Genomic DNA, 18,874 nt, shown 5'->3' with positions numbered 1-18,874 from the left:
GTAAAACTATGGAAATAATAAGAACCAAAAATCTGAGTAAAACTTATCAGGACAACGGAGTGCCGGTGGAAGCTCTGAAAGATATAAATCTCTCGATCGACAAAGGAGAGTACGTAGTGATTGCAGGGCCTTCCGGTTCTGGAAAAACAACGCTTTTGAATCTTATCGGAGCGCTCGACGCTCCGACGACGGGAAAAGTCTTTTTTATGGGAGAAAACCTGTCCGACAAATCGAAAAAAGAACTATCCGAATTTCGTCTCAATAATCTCGGATTTATTTTCCAGGCTTATAATTTAATACCGGTTTTGACCGCCCTCGAAAATATCGAATTCAGTATGATGTTGAAAGGAATTCCCGAAAAAGAGCGGAGAGAAAAAGCCCTCGAATTGATGAACGAACTCGGCATCGGCGAGCTTGCAAATAAACGCCCTAACGAAATGAGCGGCGGACAACAACAGCGAGTTGCCGTAGCGCGCGCAATTGTCAATAATCCCGGTCTGGTGCTTGCCGACGAGCCGACCGCAAATCTCGATTCGAACACGGCAAATAATCTGCTCGATTTAATGGAAAAAATGAATCGCGAAAAAAATATTACTTTTATTTTCTCGTCTCATGACCAGAAAGTTATCGACAGAGCCAAACGACTGATCATTCTGAAGGACGGCAGAATTGAAGAGGATTCCGGGAAATGATCTTCAGAATATTAGTCCTGACGCTTCTCTTAAGCGGTACAGCCGTATTCGCACAGTTCGATTTTAATTTCAGAGGTTATGTAACAGACATACCGATTTATCAAAGTATGGACGGCCAATTCGGTTCATTTTACGACGCCCCGAAAAATTCCTTTGTGAATTTAACCCGTCTCCGATTGAAACCAGAATTTTTTATCGGAAACAATCTGAGATTCAATCTGGAATATGAAATATCGGCATATTACGCGGGGAATGTTTCCTCCTCGTTGAACGAACCGGCAAAGACAAACAGACAATTAGTTGACTTAATCTGGAAGCCTGTTTCTGAAGACCATTATAACGTAATTCATTTTATCGACAGGCTCTATTTCAGATACGGTTTCGAATTCGGCAACATAATAGTCGGAAGGCAGAGAATTTCCTGGGGCGCCGGAAGAATCTGGAATCCTGTCGATTTGTTCAATCCCTTGAATCCGATTACTTTTTATAAATTGGAGAAAGACGGCGCGGACGCAATTTCGGCTTTGTTTTATATGGGCGATTTTACTGACCTGAATCTTGTTTTCAATCCTTCGGAAAAAATCGGCGAGAGTAATTTCGGATTCCGTTTCAGAACCAATTACGGCGAATATGATTTTTCTTTGATAGGCGGGCGTTTCGACAATCGAAAAGTTATTGGAGCCGACTTTGCCGGAAATTTGTTCGATGCGGGCGTAAGAGGGGAAGGAATTTATTCTTATCGCGATTCCGGCTATTTGAAATTTATTCTCGGCGCCGATTATCAATTCTCTCCGAAATTATACGGACTCGTCGAATATCATTACAACGGCGAGGGTAAAACCGACAAAGAAAATTATGACTTATTCAGATTGCTCAAAGGAGAAATAATCAATTTGAGCAGGCATTACCTGGCTGTAATGACTTCTTACCAGATTCATCCCCTTACAACAATTTCTTTGACAACAATCCGGAATTTTAACGACAACAGCGGATATATCATGACAAACGGAGTTTACTCCGCGTCGGATAATATGAGTATTTCATTAGGAGCTCTGATAACATATGGAGACTTTCTAAGCGAATTCGGATATTATCCGAAAGCCTTATTTTTGCAAGCGGATTATTATTTCTGATTTTTATTCGCTTGGGGGTGAATTTATTCCATAAATATTTATATTTGCAAACTGAATACTATTTTTCAATCAAAAAACGGGAGAGGTTTATTGAACCCGTTAGGAACCCAGCATATTGCGGAATTTATTGACTGCGATAAAACCTATCTGAATAACGAAAGAAAATTAAAATCATTCCTGAAAAAAGGTATTGAAGATTCGGGACTCCATTCCGTAGGTATAGTAAGCCACAAATTCGATCCTCTCGGCGTTACGGTAATTGCAATTATTAGCGAATCTCACATCGGGATGCATACTTATCCCGAAGCGGGTCATGTCTCCCTCGATGTGTTTACGTGTTCCGACCCGCATAAACACATGAAGTTGATTAATTATCTGCGAAAAGCTCTCAAGCCGAAAAAAGTTCGACTCGGATATTTGAAACGAGGGAATCTGATCGAATTTCACGAACCCGACTGGATCCCGTCGGTTTCAGGCTACGGCTTCGAGGTAAGCTACCATGCCGAAAAAGTGCTCTATTCTAAAAAGTCCAAGTATCAGATGATTGAAATTATTGAGAACGAACATTTCGGCAGAATGCTTTTTCTCGATAACGAGCTGCAGATTTCAGAATACGACGCCGATATCTACAACGCCGCATTGGTCGATCCGATTAGAAAATCGAATCTTAAAATTAAAAATGCGGTAATTTTGGGCGGCGGCGACGGCGGCGTTCTGCATGAATTGCTGAAGATCAAACCGCGCAAAGTTACGCTGGTAGATATCGATCCGAAAGTAATCGAAGCGAGTACGAAATATCTCGGCAAAATTTCTCAGGAATCGTTTGTCGATAAACACGTGGAAATAGTCTACCAGGACGCGTTGCATTATATTAAAAACAACGGCGGGTTCGACGCGGTTATTTACGACCTGACGATGCACCCCGAAGCTTTTTCGAAAGTTCCGCGCGAGGAATTTCTGGATAACTTTTTCGGCGATATCTATAAGAGCATGAATCCCGGCGGAGTAATTACTCTTCAATGCTGCTCGCAGTTCGACGCCGAAACGCGCGAACTTGTGGATTCGATTCTGAAGAAATATTACAAAAAAATTAAGTACTATTCGGTTCTCGTCCCCTCTTTCTGCGAAGAATGGATTTTCGCTTCGGCGCGTAAATAAAATCTGATACGACAGTCGTTTTATTTTCCAGTTATGAACAGAGGGGGATAGCTATGTCTCTTAAAATGTACTTCAATTTCGAACAACTCCGCACGAATTATCGTAATGAAATAATCGGAGGAATTACCACCTTTGTAACGATGGCGTACATTGTCATCGTAAATCCCAAAATTCTCGAAGCCGCCGGCATACCGTTCGGTCCTTCAATGGTTGCTACGGTATTGACTGCGTTTTTCGGCACTTTTATTATGGGAGTTTATGCCAAACGCCCATTTGCTATTGCGCCCTATATGGGCGAAAACGCTTTCATTGCTTATACTGTTGTAAAAGTGCTCGGTTACAGTTGGCAGACCGCATTGGGAGCAATTTTTATTAGCGGCGTTTTATTTACAATTCTGACATTAACCAAAATCAGAAGCTGGCTGGCAAACGAGATCCCCGAGGCGCTTAAAATTTCCTTTGCCGTCGGCATCGGTCTGTTTTTGACGTTTATCGGTCTTAACGATACGGGCATAGTTAGTCTGGGCGCGCCGGGCGCTCCGGTAAAAGTGGGAAATTTATCGGACGTTTCTATTCTGCTGGCTGTGCTGGGTTTTATTATCATCGCCGCTTTGATGATTAAAAAAGTACACGGAGCAATTATTATCGGAATTCTGAGCGTCGCCATAATGGGGTTTATATTAGGCGAGGCTCCGTTGCCTCAAAAAATAATTGATATGCCTCCTTCTATTGAGCCGATATTTATGAAAATCGATTGGATAGGCGCGTTGACATGGGGATTTATAGCTGTTATACTCGTAATATTTATTACGGATTTAATCGATACGCTCGGCACATTGCTCGGACTGGCATATAAAGCCGATATGCTGGATGAAAACGGGAATTTGCCCGATATCGAAAAGCCGATGCTGTGCGACGCCCTGTCGACTGTCGTAGCTTCTCTGCTCGGAACCACAACGGCGGGAGTTTATATCGAATCGGCGGCGGGAATCGAAGCGGGAGGGCGTTCCGGCTTTTCTGCGGTAGTTACCGCGCTCCTTTTCTTGCTGACGCTTTTTCTTTCACCGTTTTTTACTTCCGTTCCTCCGTTTGCATACGGCGCCTCCTTAATAATTGTAGGCTTTCTGATGATGTCGCCGGTTAAGAATATCGATTTCGGTAATCTGCCTGAGGCAATACCGGCTTTCGTTACGATTGTGATGATGTGCTTTACTTATAATCTCGGCGTGGGAATGACCGCCGGTTTTGCGGTCTATCCGATTACTATGACTCTCGGCGGTAAATTCAGGCAAATCTCGACAGGCATGTGGGTATTGTTTGCGTTCTCTCTTTTGTTTTATGTTTTTTATCCGTATTAAATGATGTTTTGATTATTATCGGAAGGAGACAATATGTATCGTAAAGTGAGCGATTTCCTCGAAGATTGGAAATCGGAAACGGATTCTACGCTTAAAGTATTTTCCGGATTAACGGACGAATGCCTCAATAAAAAATTTCACGAGAACGTCAGATCGGCAGGCAGAATTGCATGGCATATGGTTTTGACGATAGTTGAAATGGCTCAATTAATGGGGCTCAAAATCAGCGCGCTCGAAAAGGAAGCTCCGATGCCCGCTACAGTGCGGGAGTTAATCGATAAATTCAATGAAACAGCGTCGGGACTCTATTCCGGGATTGAGAAAAACTGGACGGACGAGACGTTGCTTCGTGAAGACGACCTTTTCGGGGAACTCTGGAAACGCGGTAAAAGCCTTTCCGTTATCATGGCGCATCATATTCATCATCTCGGGCAATTGACTGTAGTTATGAGATTTGCGGGATTGAAAGTTCCTGGCGTATACGGACCCGCAAAAGAAGAATGGGCCGATTACGGAATGGACCCGCAGGAGTAATCAAATTATATTTGGGCGTCCGTTAAAAATTACTTCCAGGGCCAATTTACGCATGCGCCAATTTCCGGAAAAATGACGTAATCGGCTTTCCCTTTGAGCACAAGAGTGTCGGCTTGCGGCAAGTTTAAGTACGACTTGGCTGTTTGCAGGGTTTTGCCTGTTACGGAAACGTCGTCGACTATTAAAATCTTCTTGCCTTCGAGATTTTCATTAATCTCCGATAAAATTTTCGGAACTTCATAAATCGGCCGGTTGTCGTTGTTTCGGTAGTTGATTTTTAATGTAATCAGTTCCGCATTCAACTTATAGGCAATCAGGGATGCGGGAACAATACCTCCTTCGCGTATTCCGACGACAATATCGTAATTCGGGAGTTCGAATAATCTTATCCTTTCCGAGATTTCGCCGAAGCCGAGAGTTATCATCCGGTTTTCTTAATCTTGTTTTCTTCTAATCAGAATAAAATTCAACAAAGTTAAGATAAGAATTCCGGGAAGCGCCGTTGTAACGGAATTTATTAAATAACCGCTCTTTATTTGCAAGCCGATCACCCCGGTAGAAGTAAGAATATAAACGGCAAATATCGAAAGAAGATAACTAAGAGGGGCGACGGCATATTTTACGCGGTTCAAGCGTTTGAGCAGATATGCGGCGGCTACAAACAACGTCAGTTCGAGTGTGATGAGTTGAACGATCTCGAAAGCCGGATTGCCGGCGATAAGATAATTTGCGAGGGGAGCCAACAGGGAAGCGATAAGAGCAGTGTGAAATCTGAAAAATAAAACTGCAATGAAAGGCGCATAAAAAATAGGCAGCGCGTATTTCCCGAGCGGCGTACCGTTAATGTTCGGCAAAAGATGAAAAATAATCGGCAGAATAACTGCCGCGCCGAATACGGCAATTGTTTCTTTGATTTGTAATTTTTCCGCCAAGCCTGCTTTTGCTGTAAGTGTGTTCATAGTCCCCATGAGCGATTCCCCTTTTTTGAAATTGGTACAAATATACGTTATTAGATAAAATTAACAAAGATAAACCGGCGTATGCGGTAGACAAATATAATCATCAATAAAACACCACGGAGTAATCCGCTAGTTTTTTCTCTTTATAGATAAATTTTGCGCTGAAAAATTTTTCCTGAAACAGCCAGGGTATGAAAATCTTATCGCCTTCCCATAAATTTAAATTTCCGAATTCTTCATACGGAATCCATTCGAGACGACCTTCCGGCGAATTTATCAGATCCCCGTTAAACTTATTGGCGGTATAGACAAACACGTACCAATCTTTTATTCCGTCGAATAATGGGAATGTTATAAAACCTTTCAGTTTCGGGGCTGTAATAATCAATCCCGATTCTTCTTTAACTTCTCGTATGACGCAATCTTCCGGAGATTCGCCCGCTTCGAATTTACCTCCCAGTCCGTTCCATTTTCCTTCGTGCATATCGTTTTCTTTTTTGACGCGGTGTAACATTAATATTTTATTTTTGTCGATAACATAGCATAGGGTAGCCAACTGCATCTTTGAATCCCTTTCAATTATTTTTTTATCGAATCGGCCAATATCTTGGAAATATCGTCGAGTTCGTCGAGGAACCATTTTACTTTTTCGGGCTTGGCGCGTTTGCTGTCTCTTACGAGCGCCAACCACAATTTACATTCGTTGGCGTATTTAAGAGAGGCAATGGTGTGGATGTTTATTTCTTTTGTAGATGTCGCCGCGCTGGCTTCGATATAACTGCTTATAACGCTCGTGCCGCTTCCGAAGAGTTCGTCTCCTATTCGCTGGGAAACATTGTCTTTGGGCAACTGGTCGATAAATTCAATCAGTTTCAATGTAAAAAAGTAGAGGCGTTTTCTGAATTCGCCTCTCGAAGGATCTTTTGCCAATTTTTTCTCCGTTCGAATTATAAAGCGAGATATTCTTTTTTCATTAAATAATTTTGCACGTAGTCCTTTACTCCTTCTTCAACGTTCATAATTTCATTTTTGTAGCCGACGGAGCGTATCTTTTTCAGATTTGCCTGCGTAAAATATTGGTATTTGTCTCGTATATTTTCCGGCATATCAATAAATTCAATGTTAACGGGCTTGCCCAGGGCTTTGAATATCGCCGTTACAAGCTCGATCCAGGTTTCCGCTTTCCCCGTGCCTATATTATAAATTCCGTTTTTGTGGCGGTTCTCAAGAAAAAAGAGAGTCATGTCGACCGCGTCTTTGACATAAACAAAATCTCTCTTTTGTTCTCCGTCTTTATATTCGGGATGATACGATTTGAATAATTTTACCTTGCCTTCCGACATAATTTGCTGATACGCTTTATGAACGACGCTCCTCATGTCGCCTTTATGATATTCGTTCGGACCGTAGACATTGAAATATTTCAGACCTACTATTTTGTCGAGCAGTCCGTTTCTTTTGACCCAGAGATCGAACAGGTGTTTCGAGTAGCCGTACATGTTCAAAGGTCTTAATTCTTCCAGGCGGGATTCGTCGTCGTCGTAACCTTTCGATCCGTCGCCGTAAGTGGCGGCCGAGGAAGCGTAGATAAACCGGGCGTCGTTTTCGAGAGCGTATTTTGCCAATTCCTGAGAATAGTGAACGTTGTTGTCCATCAGGTAATCGGCGTCTTTTTCAGTCGTCGAAGAACAAGCGCCGAGGTGAATGATCGCTTCGGTTTCGAAAGGAACGCTGTCGCTGATTATATAATTTATGAAATCTTCTTTATGGTAGAAATCTTCGAACGAAAGACCGTTTAAATTTTTCCATTTGCTTTCGGAGCCGAGTTCGTCGACGATAATGATGTCGTTCCGTCCCGACAGATTTAATTTCCATACTACCGCGCTGCCTATAAAGCCCGCGCCTCCCGTTACAACTATCATAATCTTCCCATTTATTATTATATTTGAAATAAAATTAATTATTCTAAACAATAAATAAAATAAAAGTCGACTTCAAAACTAATAATTTTTCCGTTCATCTTAATACGGGCGTAATTTTATGAATAAATTCAATGTATTGAAAGATATATTAAATCGGCGCATAATGATACTCGACGGCGCAATGGGAACCATGATTCAGCGCCATAAATTGAGCGAAGAAGATTTCAGAGGAGATAAATTCCGTGACCATAAATCCCCGCTGAAAGGCAATAACGATATTCTGGTTATCACCCGGCCGGAAATTATAAAATCGATTCACCGGGAATACCTCGAAGCGGGAGCGGATATTATCGAAACCAACACATTTAATTCCACGTCGATTTCACAAGCCGATTACGGCGCTGAAGCCTACGTTTACGAATTGAATTATCGGGCGGCTCGGATTGCCAGAGAAGCCGCCGATGAGTTTACCGCCAAAACTCCTTCGAAACCGAGATTCGTTGCAGGCGCTTTGGGACCGACAAACAAAACGTTGTCCGTCTCTCCGGACGTAAACGATCCGGGATATCGGGCAATTACATTCGACGAAATGAAAGAGGCATACAAAGAACAGGCAAAAGGCTTGATTGAAGGAGGCGCCGATATTTTGCTTCTCGAGACCGTATTCGATACTCTTAATGCAAAAGCGGCATTGTTCGGAATAATGGAGCTATTCGATGAAATCGGGATCGAACTGCCGATAATGATTTCAGGCACGGTAATCGATATGAGCGGCAGAACATTATCCGGACAAACCACCGAAGCGTTCTGGATTTCGATTTCGCATACTAAAAATCTTTTGAGCGTCGGTTTAAACTGTTCCCTCGGACCGGCGCAAATGCGCCCGTTCATTTCGGAATTATCCGAAATAGCCGACGTATATGTGAGCATCTATCCGAATGCGGGTTTGCCCAACGAATTCGGTCAATACGACGAATCGCCGGAAGCTATGTTGAAAATTTTGGAGGAATACGCAGCGGAAGGATTTTTTAATATTGTCGGAGGATGCTGCGGAACAACGCCCGAGCATATTAAAGCGTTTGCTGAAATAGCCGATAAATATCCGCCCAGAAAAATACCGATTACGAAACCGTACCTCAGCCTGAGCGGACTGGAACCGCTTGTCTTTCGACCCGACACGAATTTTGTAAATATAGGCGAAAGAACAAACGTGGCGGGCTCCAGAAAATTTGCGCGATTAATTAGGGAAGGAAAATATGAAGAAGCTCTTTCGGTAGCCAGAGAACAGGTCGAAAACGGCGCCCAGATTATCGACGTTAATATGGACGAAGCGATGATCAATTCCGAAGAAGCAATGGCTAAATTTTTGAATTTAATTTCTTCGGAGCCTGATATCGCGCGCGTGCCGGTTATGATCGATTCTTCCAAATGGAGCGTCATCGAAGCGGGACTTAAATGCCTTCAGGGAAAAGGCATTGTCAATTCTATTTCTCTCAAAGAAGGCGAAGAGGCGTTCAAAGAACAGGCAAAAAAAATTTTGAAATACGGAGCGGCGGTAATCGTAATGGCTTTCGACGAAGAAGGCCAGGCGGATACTTTTGAAAGAAAAATTTCGATATGCAAAAGAGCTTACGAAATACTTACCAAAGAAGTCGGATTCCCGCCTCAGGATATAATTTTCGATCCGAATATATTTGCGGTTGCCACAGGAATCGAAGAACACAATCAATATGCGCTCGATTATATCGAAGCTGTAAGATGGATTAAAAATAATTTGCCTTTGGCTAAAGTAAGCGGAGGAGTAAGCAATGTTTCGTTTGCTTTTCGCGGGAACGATGCGGTAAGAGAAGCCATGCATTCGGCTTTTCTCTATCATGCCATCGAAGCGGGAATGGATATGGGCATAGTCAATGCGGGACAGCTCGCCGTCTATGAAGAAATCGAACCGCAATTGTTGACACTTGTCGAGGACGTTTTGCTGAACAGAAGACCCGACGCTACCGAGCGACTAATAGAATATGCCAACAGCGTAGATAAAACAAAGCGGAAAGAAGTAAAAGACGAACAGTGGCGAAAAGAATCTGTAGAAGAAAGACTGAAGCATGCTTTGATAAAGGGAATTGTCGAATTTATTGAAGAGGATATTAACGAAGCTCTGAAAATTTATAAACATCCGCTCTCGATTATCGAAGGTCCTTTGATGGAAGGTATGAATGTTGTGGGCGACCTTTTCGGCGCCGGAAAAATGTTTCTGCCTCAGGTGGTTAAAAGCGCAAGAGTGATGAAAAAAGCCGTGGCGCTCTTAATACCGTACATCGAAGCCGATCGGAAAAGCAACGCCCCGAGTAATGCAGGCACAATATTACTTGCTACCGTCAAAGGCGACGTTCACGACATCGGCAAGAATATTGTCGGAGTTGTGCTCGGCTGCAATAATTATAAGATTATTGATCTGGGAGTAATGGTTCCCGCAGATAAAATTATTCAAACGGCAATTGACGAGAAAGCCGATATTATCGGGTTGAGCGGATTGATTACGCCTTCGCTCGACGAAATGGTTCACGTGGCTAAAGAGATGGAAAGAAGAAAAATGAACCTTCCGCTTTTGATCGGGGGCGCCACTACTTCGAGAATTCATACTGCGGTTAAAATAGCTCCCGAATACAGCGGCTCGGTTATTCATGTACTCGACGCTTCGAAAAGCGTTAACGTGGCAAGCAGTCTTCTTTCCGACAAAAATTTCGGCGCCAAAATCAAAAAAGAATACGAAGAATTAAGAAAAAATCACATAAGAAAAATTTCCGAGAAAAACTTTGTTTCGCTACAGGAAGCGCGAAATAACAAATTCCATGCGGATTGGGATAATTACCGTCCCGTCAAACCGAACAAAACGGGAATTACGGTTTTTAATGACTATCCGCTCGAAGAAATTAGCCGTTATATGGACTGGACGCCGTTCTTCCAGGCTTGGGAAATGAAAGGAAAATATCCCGCTATTTTTAAGGATGATCTTTACGGTAAAGAAGCCCGGAAATTATATGAAGATGCATTGAAAATGTTGAAGGAAATAACCGGTAACAAATTGTTGAAGGCAAATGCGGTCGTCGGTTTGTTTCCCGCAAATTCTACGGGCGACGATATCGAACTCTATTGCGATGAATCCTGTTCCGGATTGCTGGCTGTGCTCCATACGCTGAGGCAGCAAATCAAAAAAGTCAAAGGTCAGCCCAATTATGCGCTTGCCGATTTTATTATGCCGAAAGAATTCGGTGAAAACGATTATGCAGGTCTTTTCGCCGTTACCGCCGGAATCGGTATCGAAGATGTGGTAAAGAACTACGAATCGAAAAACGACGACTATAACGCCATTATGGTTAAAGCTCTGGCGGACAGACTTGCCGAAGCTTTCGCCGAACTTTTGCACCAAAAAGTGAGAAAAGAATTGTGGGGCTACGCTTCGGATGAAAATTTTACGAATGAAGAATTAATCTCGGAAAAATACAGGGGAATCCGGCCGGCTCCCGGTTATCCCGCATTGCCCGATCATACCGAAAAAATTACTATCTGGAAAGTACTGAAACCCGATGAAAATGCGGGTATAACTTTGACCGAAAGCATGGCTATGATGCCTGCGGCGTCGGTATCGGGCTGGTATATTGCGCATCCGGACGCTAAATATTTCAACATAGGCAAAATCGGCGTCGACCAGCTGGAAGATTACAGAAAAAGAAAAGGAATGAGCAAATCGGAAGCCGAAAAATGGCTGCGCACTATTCTGAATTACGTTTAAGGATTTCTTATGAGTGCAGAAAAAATATTGAAAGACTTATATGGAAAAGAATTCAATGACAACCGCGTAGAAATTTCTCCGCTGCCCCCATCCGGTTCCGCGAGAAAATATTACAGGTTGAACGACGGTAATAAAACATTAATCGGCGTATATAACGAAGACGTTGCCGAGAATAATGCGTTTTTTTATTTGACCGGAAAATTCAAAAACCTCGGTTTGAACGTACCCGAAATTTATTCCGTCGACAAAAGAAAAAAATATTATTTGCTGGAAGACCTCGGCGATATAACCTTGTATTCTTTATTGAATAAAAAAAGAAAAGGTAAAATTATACCGTCGGATATTATCGATTTATATAAGAGAGCGGTAGAAGAGCTCTCGAAGTTTCAGGTTCTGTCAAAAGATAAAATTGATTTTAATAAATGTTATCCGCGCAAATCGTTCGATGAATTGTCGATGAAATGGGACCTGAACTATTTCAAATACTACTTCCTTAAACCGGTCGGCGTATTATTCGACGAAGATAAACTTGAAAAGGATTTCAATAATTTTGTAGCGTACCTTTCCAAAGCCGGCGGCGATTATTTTATGTACAGAGATTTTAATTCGCGTAATATTATGATAAAGAACGAAGACCTCTGTTTTATCGATTATCAGGGAGGACGGAAAGGCCCGTTGCAATACGATATCGCTTCTCTGCTGTATGATTCAAAAGCCGACTTGAACGATGATTTGAGAACGGAATTGTTAAACCATTATCTCAAATCCGTTAGGAAATTGGAGAATATTAGGCGCGCGGATTTTATGAAATATTATTACGAGTTCGTTCTTTTACGTCTCATCCAAATGTTCGGAGCTTACGGCAACCGCGGATTTTTCGAAGGTAAAGCCCATTTTTTGCAAAGCATTCCCTATGCCGCTAAAAATCTCGAATCGATTTTGAATAAAATTAAAATCTCTCGTAAAATCCCCGAACTGTTCAGGGTTCTCAATGAAATAACACGCGACAAGAAACTGCAAGAATATAAATGGAACGCGGGGCACAAAGACCTGATTGTCCGCGTTTACAGTTTTTCGTACAGATATAAAATGCCCTACGACATAAGCGGCAACGGCGGCGGATTTGTTTTCGACTGCAGAGCTATTCCGAATCCCGGCAAAATTGAAAAGTACAAACATCTTACGGGGCGCAATAAGAAAGTAGCCGACTTTCTGAAGTCGCAGCCGGCGGCAATTAAATTCTTAAACGAATCGATTAATATGGTCGAGCAGATCGTGGAGAATTATATTGAGCGCGGCTGGCGCGATTTGATGGTTTGCTACGGTTGTACGGGCGGTCAGCATCGATCTGTCTTTTGCGCCGAAAGCCTTGCCCGTCATCTGAAAAAAAAATATAAAGTAAAAGTTATTCTTAAACATACACGGTTGCCCTTGTAATGGAAGCGTTTATTTTGGCTGCGGGTCTCGGCACTAGATTGCGCCCGCTTACGGACACAAAACCTAAGGCGCTCGTTGAGATTAAAGGCGTTCCTCTGCTCGATATTGTAATCCGTAAATTGATCAATGCCGGTTTTACCCGAATTGTTATTAATGTACACCATTTTGCGGGACAAATTATCAGCTTCCTTAATTCCAGGAAGAATTACGGCGTTGATATCATAATTTCCGATGAATCGGACAAATTGCTCGACACAGGCGGCGGATTGAAAAAAGCCGCTATTTATTTCACAGGTAAAAATCCCGTGCTCGTCCACAATGTCGACATCCTTTCCGGCGTCGATCTTAAAGAGTTTTACCGGCTTCATATCGAAGAGAATAATTTAATAACGCTTGCGGTTCAAAAGCGAAAGTCGAGCAGGTATTTCCTCTTTGACGAAGAGAAAAATTTATACGGCTGGATGAATGAAAAGACAGGCGAAAAAAAGATTGTTCGTGAGCCTGAAGGCAAAACCGAACGTTTGGCTTTCAACGGTATTCATGTGGTTCATCCTGAAGTTTTTAACTATTTCCCCGAAAGGGAAATCTTCTCGCTTGTTGAATTCTATCTGGAACTCGCATCGCAAAAAAATTTACCCGAAAGAAATAAAATTAGCTATATTGAACATACCGATTCTCTTTTCATGGATCTGGGCAGAATTGAAAACCTGAAGAAAGCGGAGCGCTATTTATAAATCGGGATCATTCTATGAAGAGATTAGCTTTATTCTTATTGTTTATTCTTACCTGCGGCAGCTTTATTTCAGCTCAAGGCAAAGAGTGGATTAAAGAACACTACACAAAAAAAGAATATCGAATACCGATGCGGGACGGTATTAAACTATTTACGGCGGTTTATACTCCGCGGGATACTACCAAAGAGTATCCGATTCTAATGGTGCGGACGCCTTACAGAGCAGCGCCTTACGGAGAGGAAAATTATCCGAATGCGCTCGGTCCCAATAAAGCTTTTGCAGAAGAAGGATATATTTTCGTTTTTCAGGATGTGCGCGGTAAATTTATGAGCGAGGGCGAATTCGTAAATATGCGTCCGTATATACCGGATAAAAAAAGCAAAAACGACGTCGACGAAACAACAGACACTTACGACACGATCGATTGGCTTGTCAAAAATCTAAAGCATAATAACGGCAGAGTAGGAATCTGGGGAATTTCTTACCCGGGATTTTATGCGGCGATGAGTCTCATCGATTCGCATCCGGCTTTGAAAGCCGTGTCGCCTCAGGCTCCGATTGCGGATTGGTTCATAGGAGACGATATGCACCACAACGGCGCCTTTTCGCTTTCGATGTCGTTCAATTTCTTTAAGACTTTCGACCAGCCGAGAGATTCTCTTACCACTACATGGAAAACAATCGAGCCGTACGATTCGCCCGATATGTATACGTTTTTCCTCAATTTGGGACCGCTGAAAAATATTAACGAAAAATTTTTTCACGGCTCTTTGCCTTTCTGGAATCAAATTATGGAACACGGCGCATATGACGAATTCTGGAAAACGCGCAATATTTTGCCTCATTTTAAGAATACAAAACCGGCGGTTTTGATTGTGGGAGGTTGGTACGATTCGGAAGACCTATACGGTCCTTTGAATATTTATAGGTCTATCGAAGAAAAAAATCCTTCCAACGATTGCCGCCTGATTATGGGTCCCTGGAGCCACGGCGGGTGGGCTCGTTCGGACGGAAATTCATTCGGCGATTTTCTGTTTCCCGACAGCACGAGCAAATTTTATAACGACTCGATTATCTTTCCGTTCTTTAATTATTATTTGAAAGATAAAGGTCGTTTGGAATTACCTGAAGTACTGACATACAGAACCGGCAGCGACAAATGGATCGGCTATAAAAAGTTTCCGCCTGACGAGTCCCGATTATCAAGTCTTTATCTTGGTAATAACGGAAGTCTCTTATGGGAAAAGCCGACGGAAGATGTTTTGCTCTACGATGAATTTGTAAGCGACCCTTTTAATCCGGTTCCTTATACTTCCAAATTTTACGATTCGCGCAGAATGTATAACAGAACTTATATGAGCGAGGACCAACGCTTCGCCGACGCGCGCCCCGACGTGCTGACTTATTCGACCGAGCCCCTTGACGAAGATTATACTATTTCCGGTCCGATCGACGTCGACATTTATGTATCAACAAGCGGCACGGACGCTGACTGGGTCGTAAAAATAATCGACGTATATCCGTACGACGAAGAAGACGGGCGTGATTCCGAAATCGAATACGGGGGTTACCAGCGGCTGATCCGTTATGAAATAATGAGAGGAAAATTCAGAAACAGTTACGAAAAGCCCGAACCGTTCGTCCCTAATAAAATAACAAACGTCGGATTTCGACTGAACGATATCGACCATACATTCCGAAAAGGTCACAGGATAATGATTCAAATTCAGAGCAGTTTCTTCCCCTTCTTCGACAGGAATCCGCAGAAATTCGTGGATATCTATAATGCAACCGAAGACGATTTTCAAAAAGCGGTTCACAGAGTTTATTTCGGCAAAAAATATCCGTCGCACATTAAATTTCACACAATAAAATAGCGGAGGCGCCATGCTTCGGAAATTGATCGCACTGTTTTTTGCAGTTGTTATGACGTCCGGAATTTATGCTCAGACCATTGCAATCGGTCCTCAACTCGGTTATCACAAGTCGGAAGACGCTGAAGGCTCGGTTATGCTGGGGGCTGCCGGCAGATTCTATCTTGCGCGTTCGCTGGCTCTCGAAGCTTCTATTAATTACCGTACCGAAGAATACGATGGCGGAGCGCTCAAAACCACCATGTATCCTGTAATGGTTAGCGGCATGCTCTATTTCTTCCCTCTTTTATACGGCACAGTCGGGGCAGGATGGTACAATACTAAAATCGATTATGCCGAGGAATTCAATTTACTGGGACTCCGGGACGAGACCAAGAGCGAGTTCGGTTATCATATCGGCTTAGGCGCCGAATTGGGAATTGGAAATTTGATACTTACTGGCGATGTCAGATACGTTTTTCTCGATTTGAAACTCGACCGGCTGCCCGGTATAAACGAATTTAAAAATAATTTTTATATTATTACTGCTGGAGTTCTTTTCGAACTCTGAGCCTGAAATACTAAAAGGGGAGAGATATGATACTCGATCAAATTAAACACGCAGAACTCTATTACCCGCTGGGAGAAAATTTTCGAAAAGCTTTTGAATTCTTAAAAAGCAGCGATCTTGAAAATATCGATGAAGGCAAATACGATATTGACGGCGAAAATGTGTTTGCAGTCGTGCAAAATTACGACACAAAACCCAGAACGGCAGGCAAATGGGAAGCGCATAAAAGATATGCGGACATACAGTATATTGTTTCCGGAAAAGAAAAAATCGGATTTTCTTTCCCTACAAAAATGATTGTGACGGAAGACTACAATCCTGATAAAGATTTGATGTTTCTGAAAGGCGAGGGCGAGTTCTTGGTTCTCGAAAACGGTCATTTTGCCGTCTTTTTTCCGACCGACATTCATATGCCGGGAATTGCGGTAAATCTTTCGACTCCGGTCAAAAAAGTTGTTGTGAAAGTTAAAGTGAGCGAATAAAAAAAGCCCCTTCTCGCTTACGGAAGGGGCTGCTAATTATTTTATTTAACAGATACGTTTTCTTTGAGGAACAATTTCTGCAATTCTTTCCTCTCTCTGTTTTTCCATACGCCCTTGTGATATGCGTACCCGGCGATAAGAGGCATTGCAAGCGTGGCTTCCGAATAAACCATCTGTTCGTAAGTGGTTTCCACTTTGCCCCAGGAACTTGCTTCTTTGAGAGTCGAACTGGATAGAGCTCCGTCTCTTACGTCGGCTACGGTAATTTGAATCGCGTATTTATGCATCGGGGCGTCTTCCCGAAGAATGTCCGCTGCTACGACGATATCCTGCGTAAAGTTTTTCGGCACTCCGCCGCCAATCATAAATATGCCGGTTTCCTTGCTTTTCAGTTTTATTTGAGTCAATTCGTAAAAGTCCTTTCCCGAATCGAAAGACACGTGATTTTCCGGATTGTTATGCTGATGCATAACAATTCCGAAGCCGGCAGAGCAATCCGAAAACGCCGGTACGAAAATCGGCACATTGTTTTTGTAAGCGGCATAGATAACGCTGTCGTCCACTTTTGGACCGCCGTTGTCTTCCAGATATTTTCCGAAATGCCACAACAACTCGCGGGAAGAATACGGTCGCGGTTCCAGACTGTCGAAAATTTTAGCGGTCGTATCGTCGCAAATTCTGAGTTCGTCTTCGTCGATGAATGTGTCGTATATTCTGTCGATATGAAGCTCGCGCAGTTCGTTGTCGTCTACATACGGAGAACCGATATAGTGTTTGAATCCGAGCGCTTCGAAAAAGTCCTGATCCACCATTATAGCTCCGGTCGACACGATTACGTCGACCATGTTATTTGCAATCAGATCGTGAACAACTTTTTTCAGACCGGCGCTGAACAGACTGCCGGCGAGTGTGAGGATGACGGTACAATCTTTATCGGTAAGCATTTTTTCGTAGATTTTCGCCGCGCGGTTGAGGTCTCTGGCGCTGAATGCCATCGACTCCATTGCTTCTACTAACGGTACGACATTATGTTGCTTAATGTCGATATGTTTGATTATTTCTTTCAAATAATCTTTTTTCTGTGCCATAATTTTCCTTTCCTGTTAAATTTGAACTGGAAATATAATAAATAATTTTCCCTTTTATTTACCAAATCGTCTCAAAAATTTTCGGCTGAATTATCGGGTAATTTCGAGCAAAACGGGCAAGATTTGGCATTTATTGCCCGATTTAGGCACAAGAACTGAAAATTTTAACTAATCTTTTCTTGACATTCTTGGAATATAGAAATATATTTGAAGCCTTTGAAAAATAGCATTTTATGTTCGGAGGATATTTTGAAGCAGGAGAAAATAACAAAATTTATTAAATCCGAGGATGCGGAGAAAAAGTGGTATATAGTCGACGCCAAAGACCAGGTGCTTGGCAGGTTGGCAGCCAAAGTTGCAAGCATTATCCGCGGTAAGCACAAACCGGTATTTACGCCGAATATGGATACCGGCGATTTTGTGATTGTTATTAACGCCGATAAGATTAAGGTGACCGGTAAAAGAGAACAACTCAAGACATATTTTCGCCACTCGTTGTATCCCGGCGGCGCCAAAATTACAAGCTTTTCCGATTTATTGGCAAAGAAACCGGAATATGTTATTGAGCATGCGGTCAAGGGAATGCTCCCAAAAAATCGCCTGGGAAGAAAGCTGGCTAAGAAATTAAAAGTCTATGCCGGCGAAGAGCATCCTCATAAAGCACAAAAACCAGAAGTAATTAGTTTATAATGGAGAGATTTGATGGCAGATAAAATTTTCGTAGGACGCAGAAAAAATTCAGTTGCCAGAGTATTTCTGAGAAGCGGCTCCGGAAAAGTAACGGTTAACGAGAGGGAATTCGAAAATTATTTCCCGCAAAAAGAACACAGAGACAATATCCTCCTTCCGTTTGTTGTGACCGAAACTCTCGGTAAATACGACGTTTTTGCCAATACTAACGGAGGCGGCATTTCAGGACAATCCGAAGCAATCCGTCTGGGAATTGCTCGCGCTCTGGAGGCGATTAATCCCGATTTCAGACCGTTGCTCAAAGCCGAAGGCCTTCTCAAAAGAGACCCCAGAATGGTCGAACGCAAGAAATACGGTCAGAAAAAAGCACGTAAAAGATTTCAATTTTCTAAGAGATAATTTATTAACATTCATACTCCCGTTTTGCTTCCTGTGTCCCGCGCGTCGGGATGAAGAGCAAACTTTCCACGCGA

Annotated in this window: 19 protein-coding genes; 13 read left to right on the top strand and 6 right to left on the bottom strand. The window is 42.6% G+C overall.

Going from position 1 to position 18,874, the window contains the following annotated elements:
• Window positions 1–8: 8 nt before the first annotated feature.
• From ACOYVE_RS05990 to ACOYVE_RS05970, 5 genes are all read left to right on the top strand, one after another.
• The gene (locus tag ACOYVE_RS05990; RefSeq protein WP_014856335.1) at window positions 9–692 is read left to right on the top strand and encodes an ABC transporter ATP-binding protein; all 684 of its coding nucleotides are present in this window, start codon (window positions 9–11) and stop codon (window positions 690–692) included.
• Window positions 689–1,825, top strand: a complete 1,137-nt coding sequence (locus ACOYVE_RS05985) for a hypothetical protein (protein ID WP_014856336.1) — start codon at window positions 689–691, stop codon at window positions 1,823–1,825. The genes ACOYVE_RS05990 and ACOYVE_RS05985 overlap by 4 nt, the downstream gene beginning before the upstream one ends.
• A gap of 90 nt (window positions 1,826–1,915) precedes the next feature.
• Window positions 1,916–2,983, top strand: coding sequence for an adenosylmethionine decarboxylase (gene speD / locus ACOYVE_RS05980; RefSeq protein WP_422881233.1), 1,068 nt, complete (start codon window positions 1,916–1,918; stop codon window positions 2,981–2,983).
• Between the two features lie 53 nt (window positions 2,984–3,036).
• A complete protein-coding gene (locus ACOYVE_RS05975; RefSeq protein WP_014856338.1) occupies window positions 3,037–4,341 on the top strand; it encodes an NCS2 family permease in 1,305 nt (434 codons plus the stop codon).
• A gap of 33 nt (window positions 4,342–4,374) precedes the next feature.
• Complete coding sequence (locus ACOYVE_RS05970) at window positions 4,375–4,875, top strand: DinB family protein (protein WP_014856339.1); 501 nt, start codon at window positions 4,375–4,377, stop codon at window positions 4,873–4,875.
• 29 nt (window positions 4,876–4,904) lie between these two features.
• Here ACOYVE_RS05970 and ACOYVE_RS05965 read toward each other — a convergent pair whose 3' ends face one another.
• From ACOYVE_RS05965 to rfaD, 5 genes are all read right to left on the bottom strand, one after another.
• The gene (locus tag ACOYVE_RS05965) at window positions 4,905–5,300 is read right to left on the bottom strand and encodes a phosphoribosyltransferase (RefSeq protein WP_014856340.1); all 396 of its coding nucleotides are present in this window, start codon (window positions 5,298–5,300) and stop codon (window positions 4,905–4,907) included.
• Window positions 5,301–5,309: 9 nt separating this feature from the next.
• The gene (locus tag ACOYVE_RS05960; protein ID WP_157867367.1) at window positions 5,310–5,834 is read right to left on the bottom strand and encodes a hypothetical protein; all 525 of its coding nucleotides are present in this window, start codon (window positions 5,832–5,834) and stop codon (window positions 5,310–5,312) included.
• A gap of 103 nt (window positions 5,835–5,937) precedes the next feature.
• Window positions 5,938–6,396 carry an NUDIX hydrolase gene (locus ACOYVE_RS05955; protein ID WP_014856342.1) on the bottom strand — a complete coding sequence of 153 codons (459 nt, stop codon included), beginning with the start codon at window positions 6,394–6,396 and terminating at the stop codon, window positions 5,938–5,940.
• Window positions 6,397–6,413: 17 nt separating this feature from the next.
• The gene (locus tag ACOYVE_RS05950; protein ID WP_014856343.1) at window positions 6,414–6,764 is read right to left on the bottom strand and encodes a four helix bundle protein; all 351 of its coding nucleotides are present in this window, start codon (window positions 6,762–6,764) and stop codon (window positions 6,414–6,416) included.
• A 17-nt stretch (window positions 6,765–6,781) separates the two neighbouring features.
• Window positions 6,782–7,756, bottom strand: coding sequence for an ADP-glyceromanno-heptose 6-epimerase (gene rfaD / locus ACOYVE_RS05945; protein WP_014856344.1), 975 nt, complete (start codon window positions 7,754–7,756; stop codon window positions 6,782–6,784).
• Window positions 7,757–7,874: 118 nt separating this feature from the next.
• On the opposite strand from rfaD, the gene metH reads away from it, so the two are divergent.
• The 6 genes from metH to ACOYVE_RS05915 are packed head-to-tail and all read left to right on the top strand — an operon-like array spanning window position 7,875 to window position 16,623.
• Window positions 7,875–11,546, top strand: coding sequence for a methionine synthase (gene metH, locus ACOYVE_RS05940; protein WP_422881230.1), 3,672 nt, complete (start codon window positions 7,875–7,877; stop codon window positions 11,544–11,546).
• Between the two features lie 9 nt (window positions 11,547–11,555).
• The gene (locus tag ACOYVE_RS05935) at window positions 11,556–12,983 is read left to right on the top strand and encodes a RapZ C-terminal domain-containing protein (protein WP_422881228.1); all 1,428 of its coding nucleotides are present in this window, start codon (window positions 11,556–11,558) and stop codon (window positions 12,981–12,983) included.
• Complete coding sequence (locus tag ACOYVE_RS05930; protein WP_014856347.1) at window positions 12,983–13,717, top strand: nucleotidyltransferase family protein; 735 nt, start codon at window positions 12,983–12,985, stop codon at window positions 13,715–13,717. Before ACOYVE_RS05935 ends, ACOYVE_RS05930 begins: the two co-directional genes overlap by 1 nt.
• Window positions 13,718–13,731: 14 nt before the next feature.
• Complete coding sequence (locus tag ACOYVE_RS05925; RefSeq protein WP_422881226.1) at window positions 13,732–15,594, top strand: CocE/NonD family hydrolase; 1,863 nt, start codon at window positions 13,732–13,734, stop codon at window positions 15,592–15,594.
• 10 nt (window positions 15,595–15,604) lie between these two features.
• Window positions 15,605–16,141 carry an outer membrane protein gene (locus ACOYVE_RS05920; RefSeq protein WP_014856349.1) on the top strand — a complete coding sequence of 179 codons (537 nt, stop codon included), beginning with the start codon at window positions 15,605–15,607 and terminating at the stop codon, window positions 16,139–16,141.
• Between the two features lie 26 nt (window positions 16,142–16,167).
• Window positions 16,168–16,623 carry a YhcH/YjgK/YiaL family protein gene (locus ACOYVE_RS05915; RefSeq protein WP_014856350.1) on the top strand — a complete coding sequence of 152 codons (456 nt, stop codon included), beginning with the start codon at window positions 16,168–16,170 and terminating at the stop codon, window positions 16,621–16,623.
• A 41-nt stretch (window positions 16,624–16,664) separates the two neighbouring features.
• Here ACOYVE_RS05915 and ACOYVE_RS05910 read toward each other — a convergent pair whose 3' ends face one another.
• Window positions 16,665–17,711 (bottom strand): 1,9-bis(guanidino)-5-aza-nonane synthase, encoded by a 1,047-nt coding sequence (locus tag ACOYVE_RS05910; RefSeq protein ID WP_014856351.1) that lies wholly within the window; start codon window positions 17,709–17,711, stop codon window positions 16,665–16,667.
• A 249-nt stretch (window positions 17,712–17,960) separates the two neighbouring features.
• Here ACOYVE_RS05910 and rplM point away from each other — a divergent pair, with 249 nt between their 5' ends.
• Both rplM and rpsI read left to right on the top strand, forming a co-directional pair.
• Complete coding sequence (gene rplM, locus ACOYVE_RS05905; protein WP_014856352.1) at window positions 17,961–18,401, top strand: 50S ribosomal protein L13; 441 nt, start codon at window positions 17,961–17,963, stop codon at window positions 18,399–18,401.
• A 12-nt stretch (window positions 18,402–18,413) separates the two neighbouring features.
• Window positions 18,414–18,800: a 30S ribosomal protein S9 gene (rpsI, locus tag ACOYVE_RS05900; protein ID WP_014856353.1), complete on the top strand. Its 387-nt coding sequence runs from the start codon at window positions 18,414–18,416 to the stop codon at window positions 18,798–18,800.
• The last annotated feature ends 74 nt before the right edge of the window (window positions 18,801–18,874 follow it).

This window comes from Melioribacter sp. (genome assembly GCF_049325435.1).
Taxonomy (GTDB): Bacteria; Bacteroidota; Ignavibacteria; order Ignavibacteriales; family Melioribacteraceae; genus Melioribacter; species Melioribacter roseus.
Note: the sequence above shows the minus strand (reverse complement) of the source record. Positions and strands in the feature narration are given on the sequence as shown.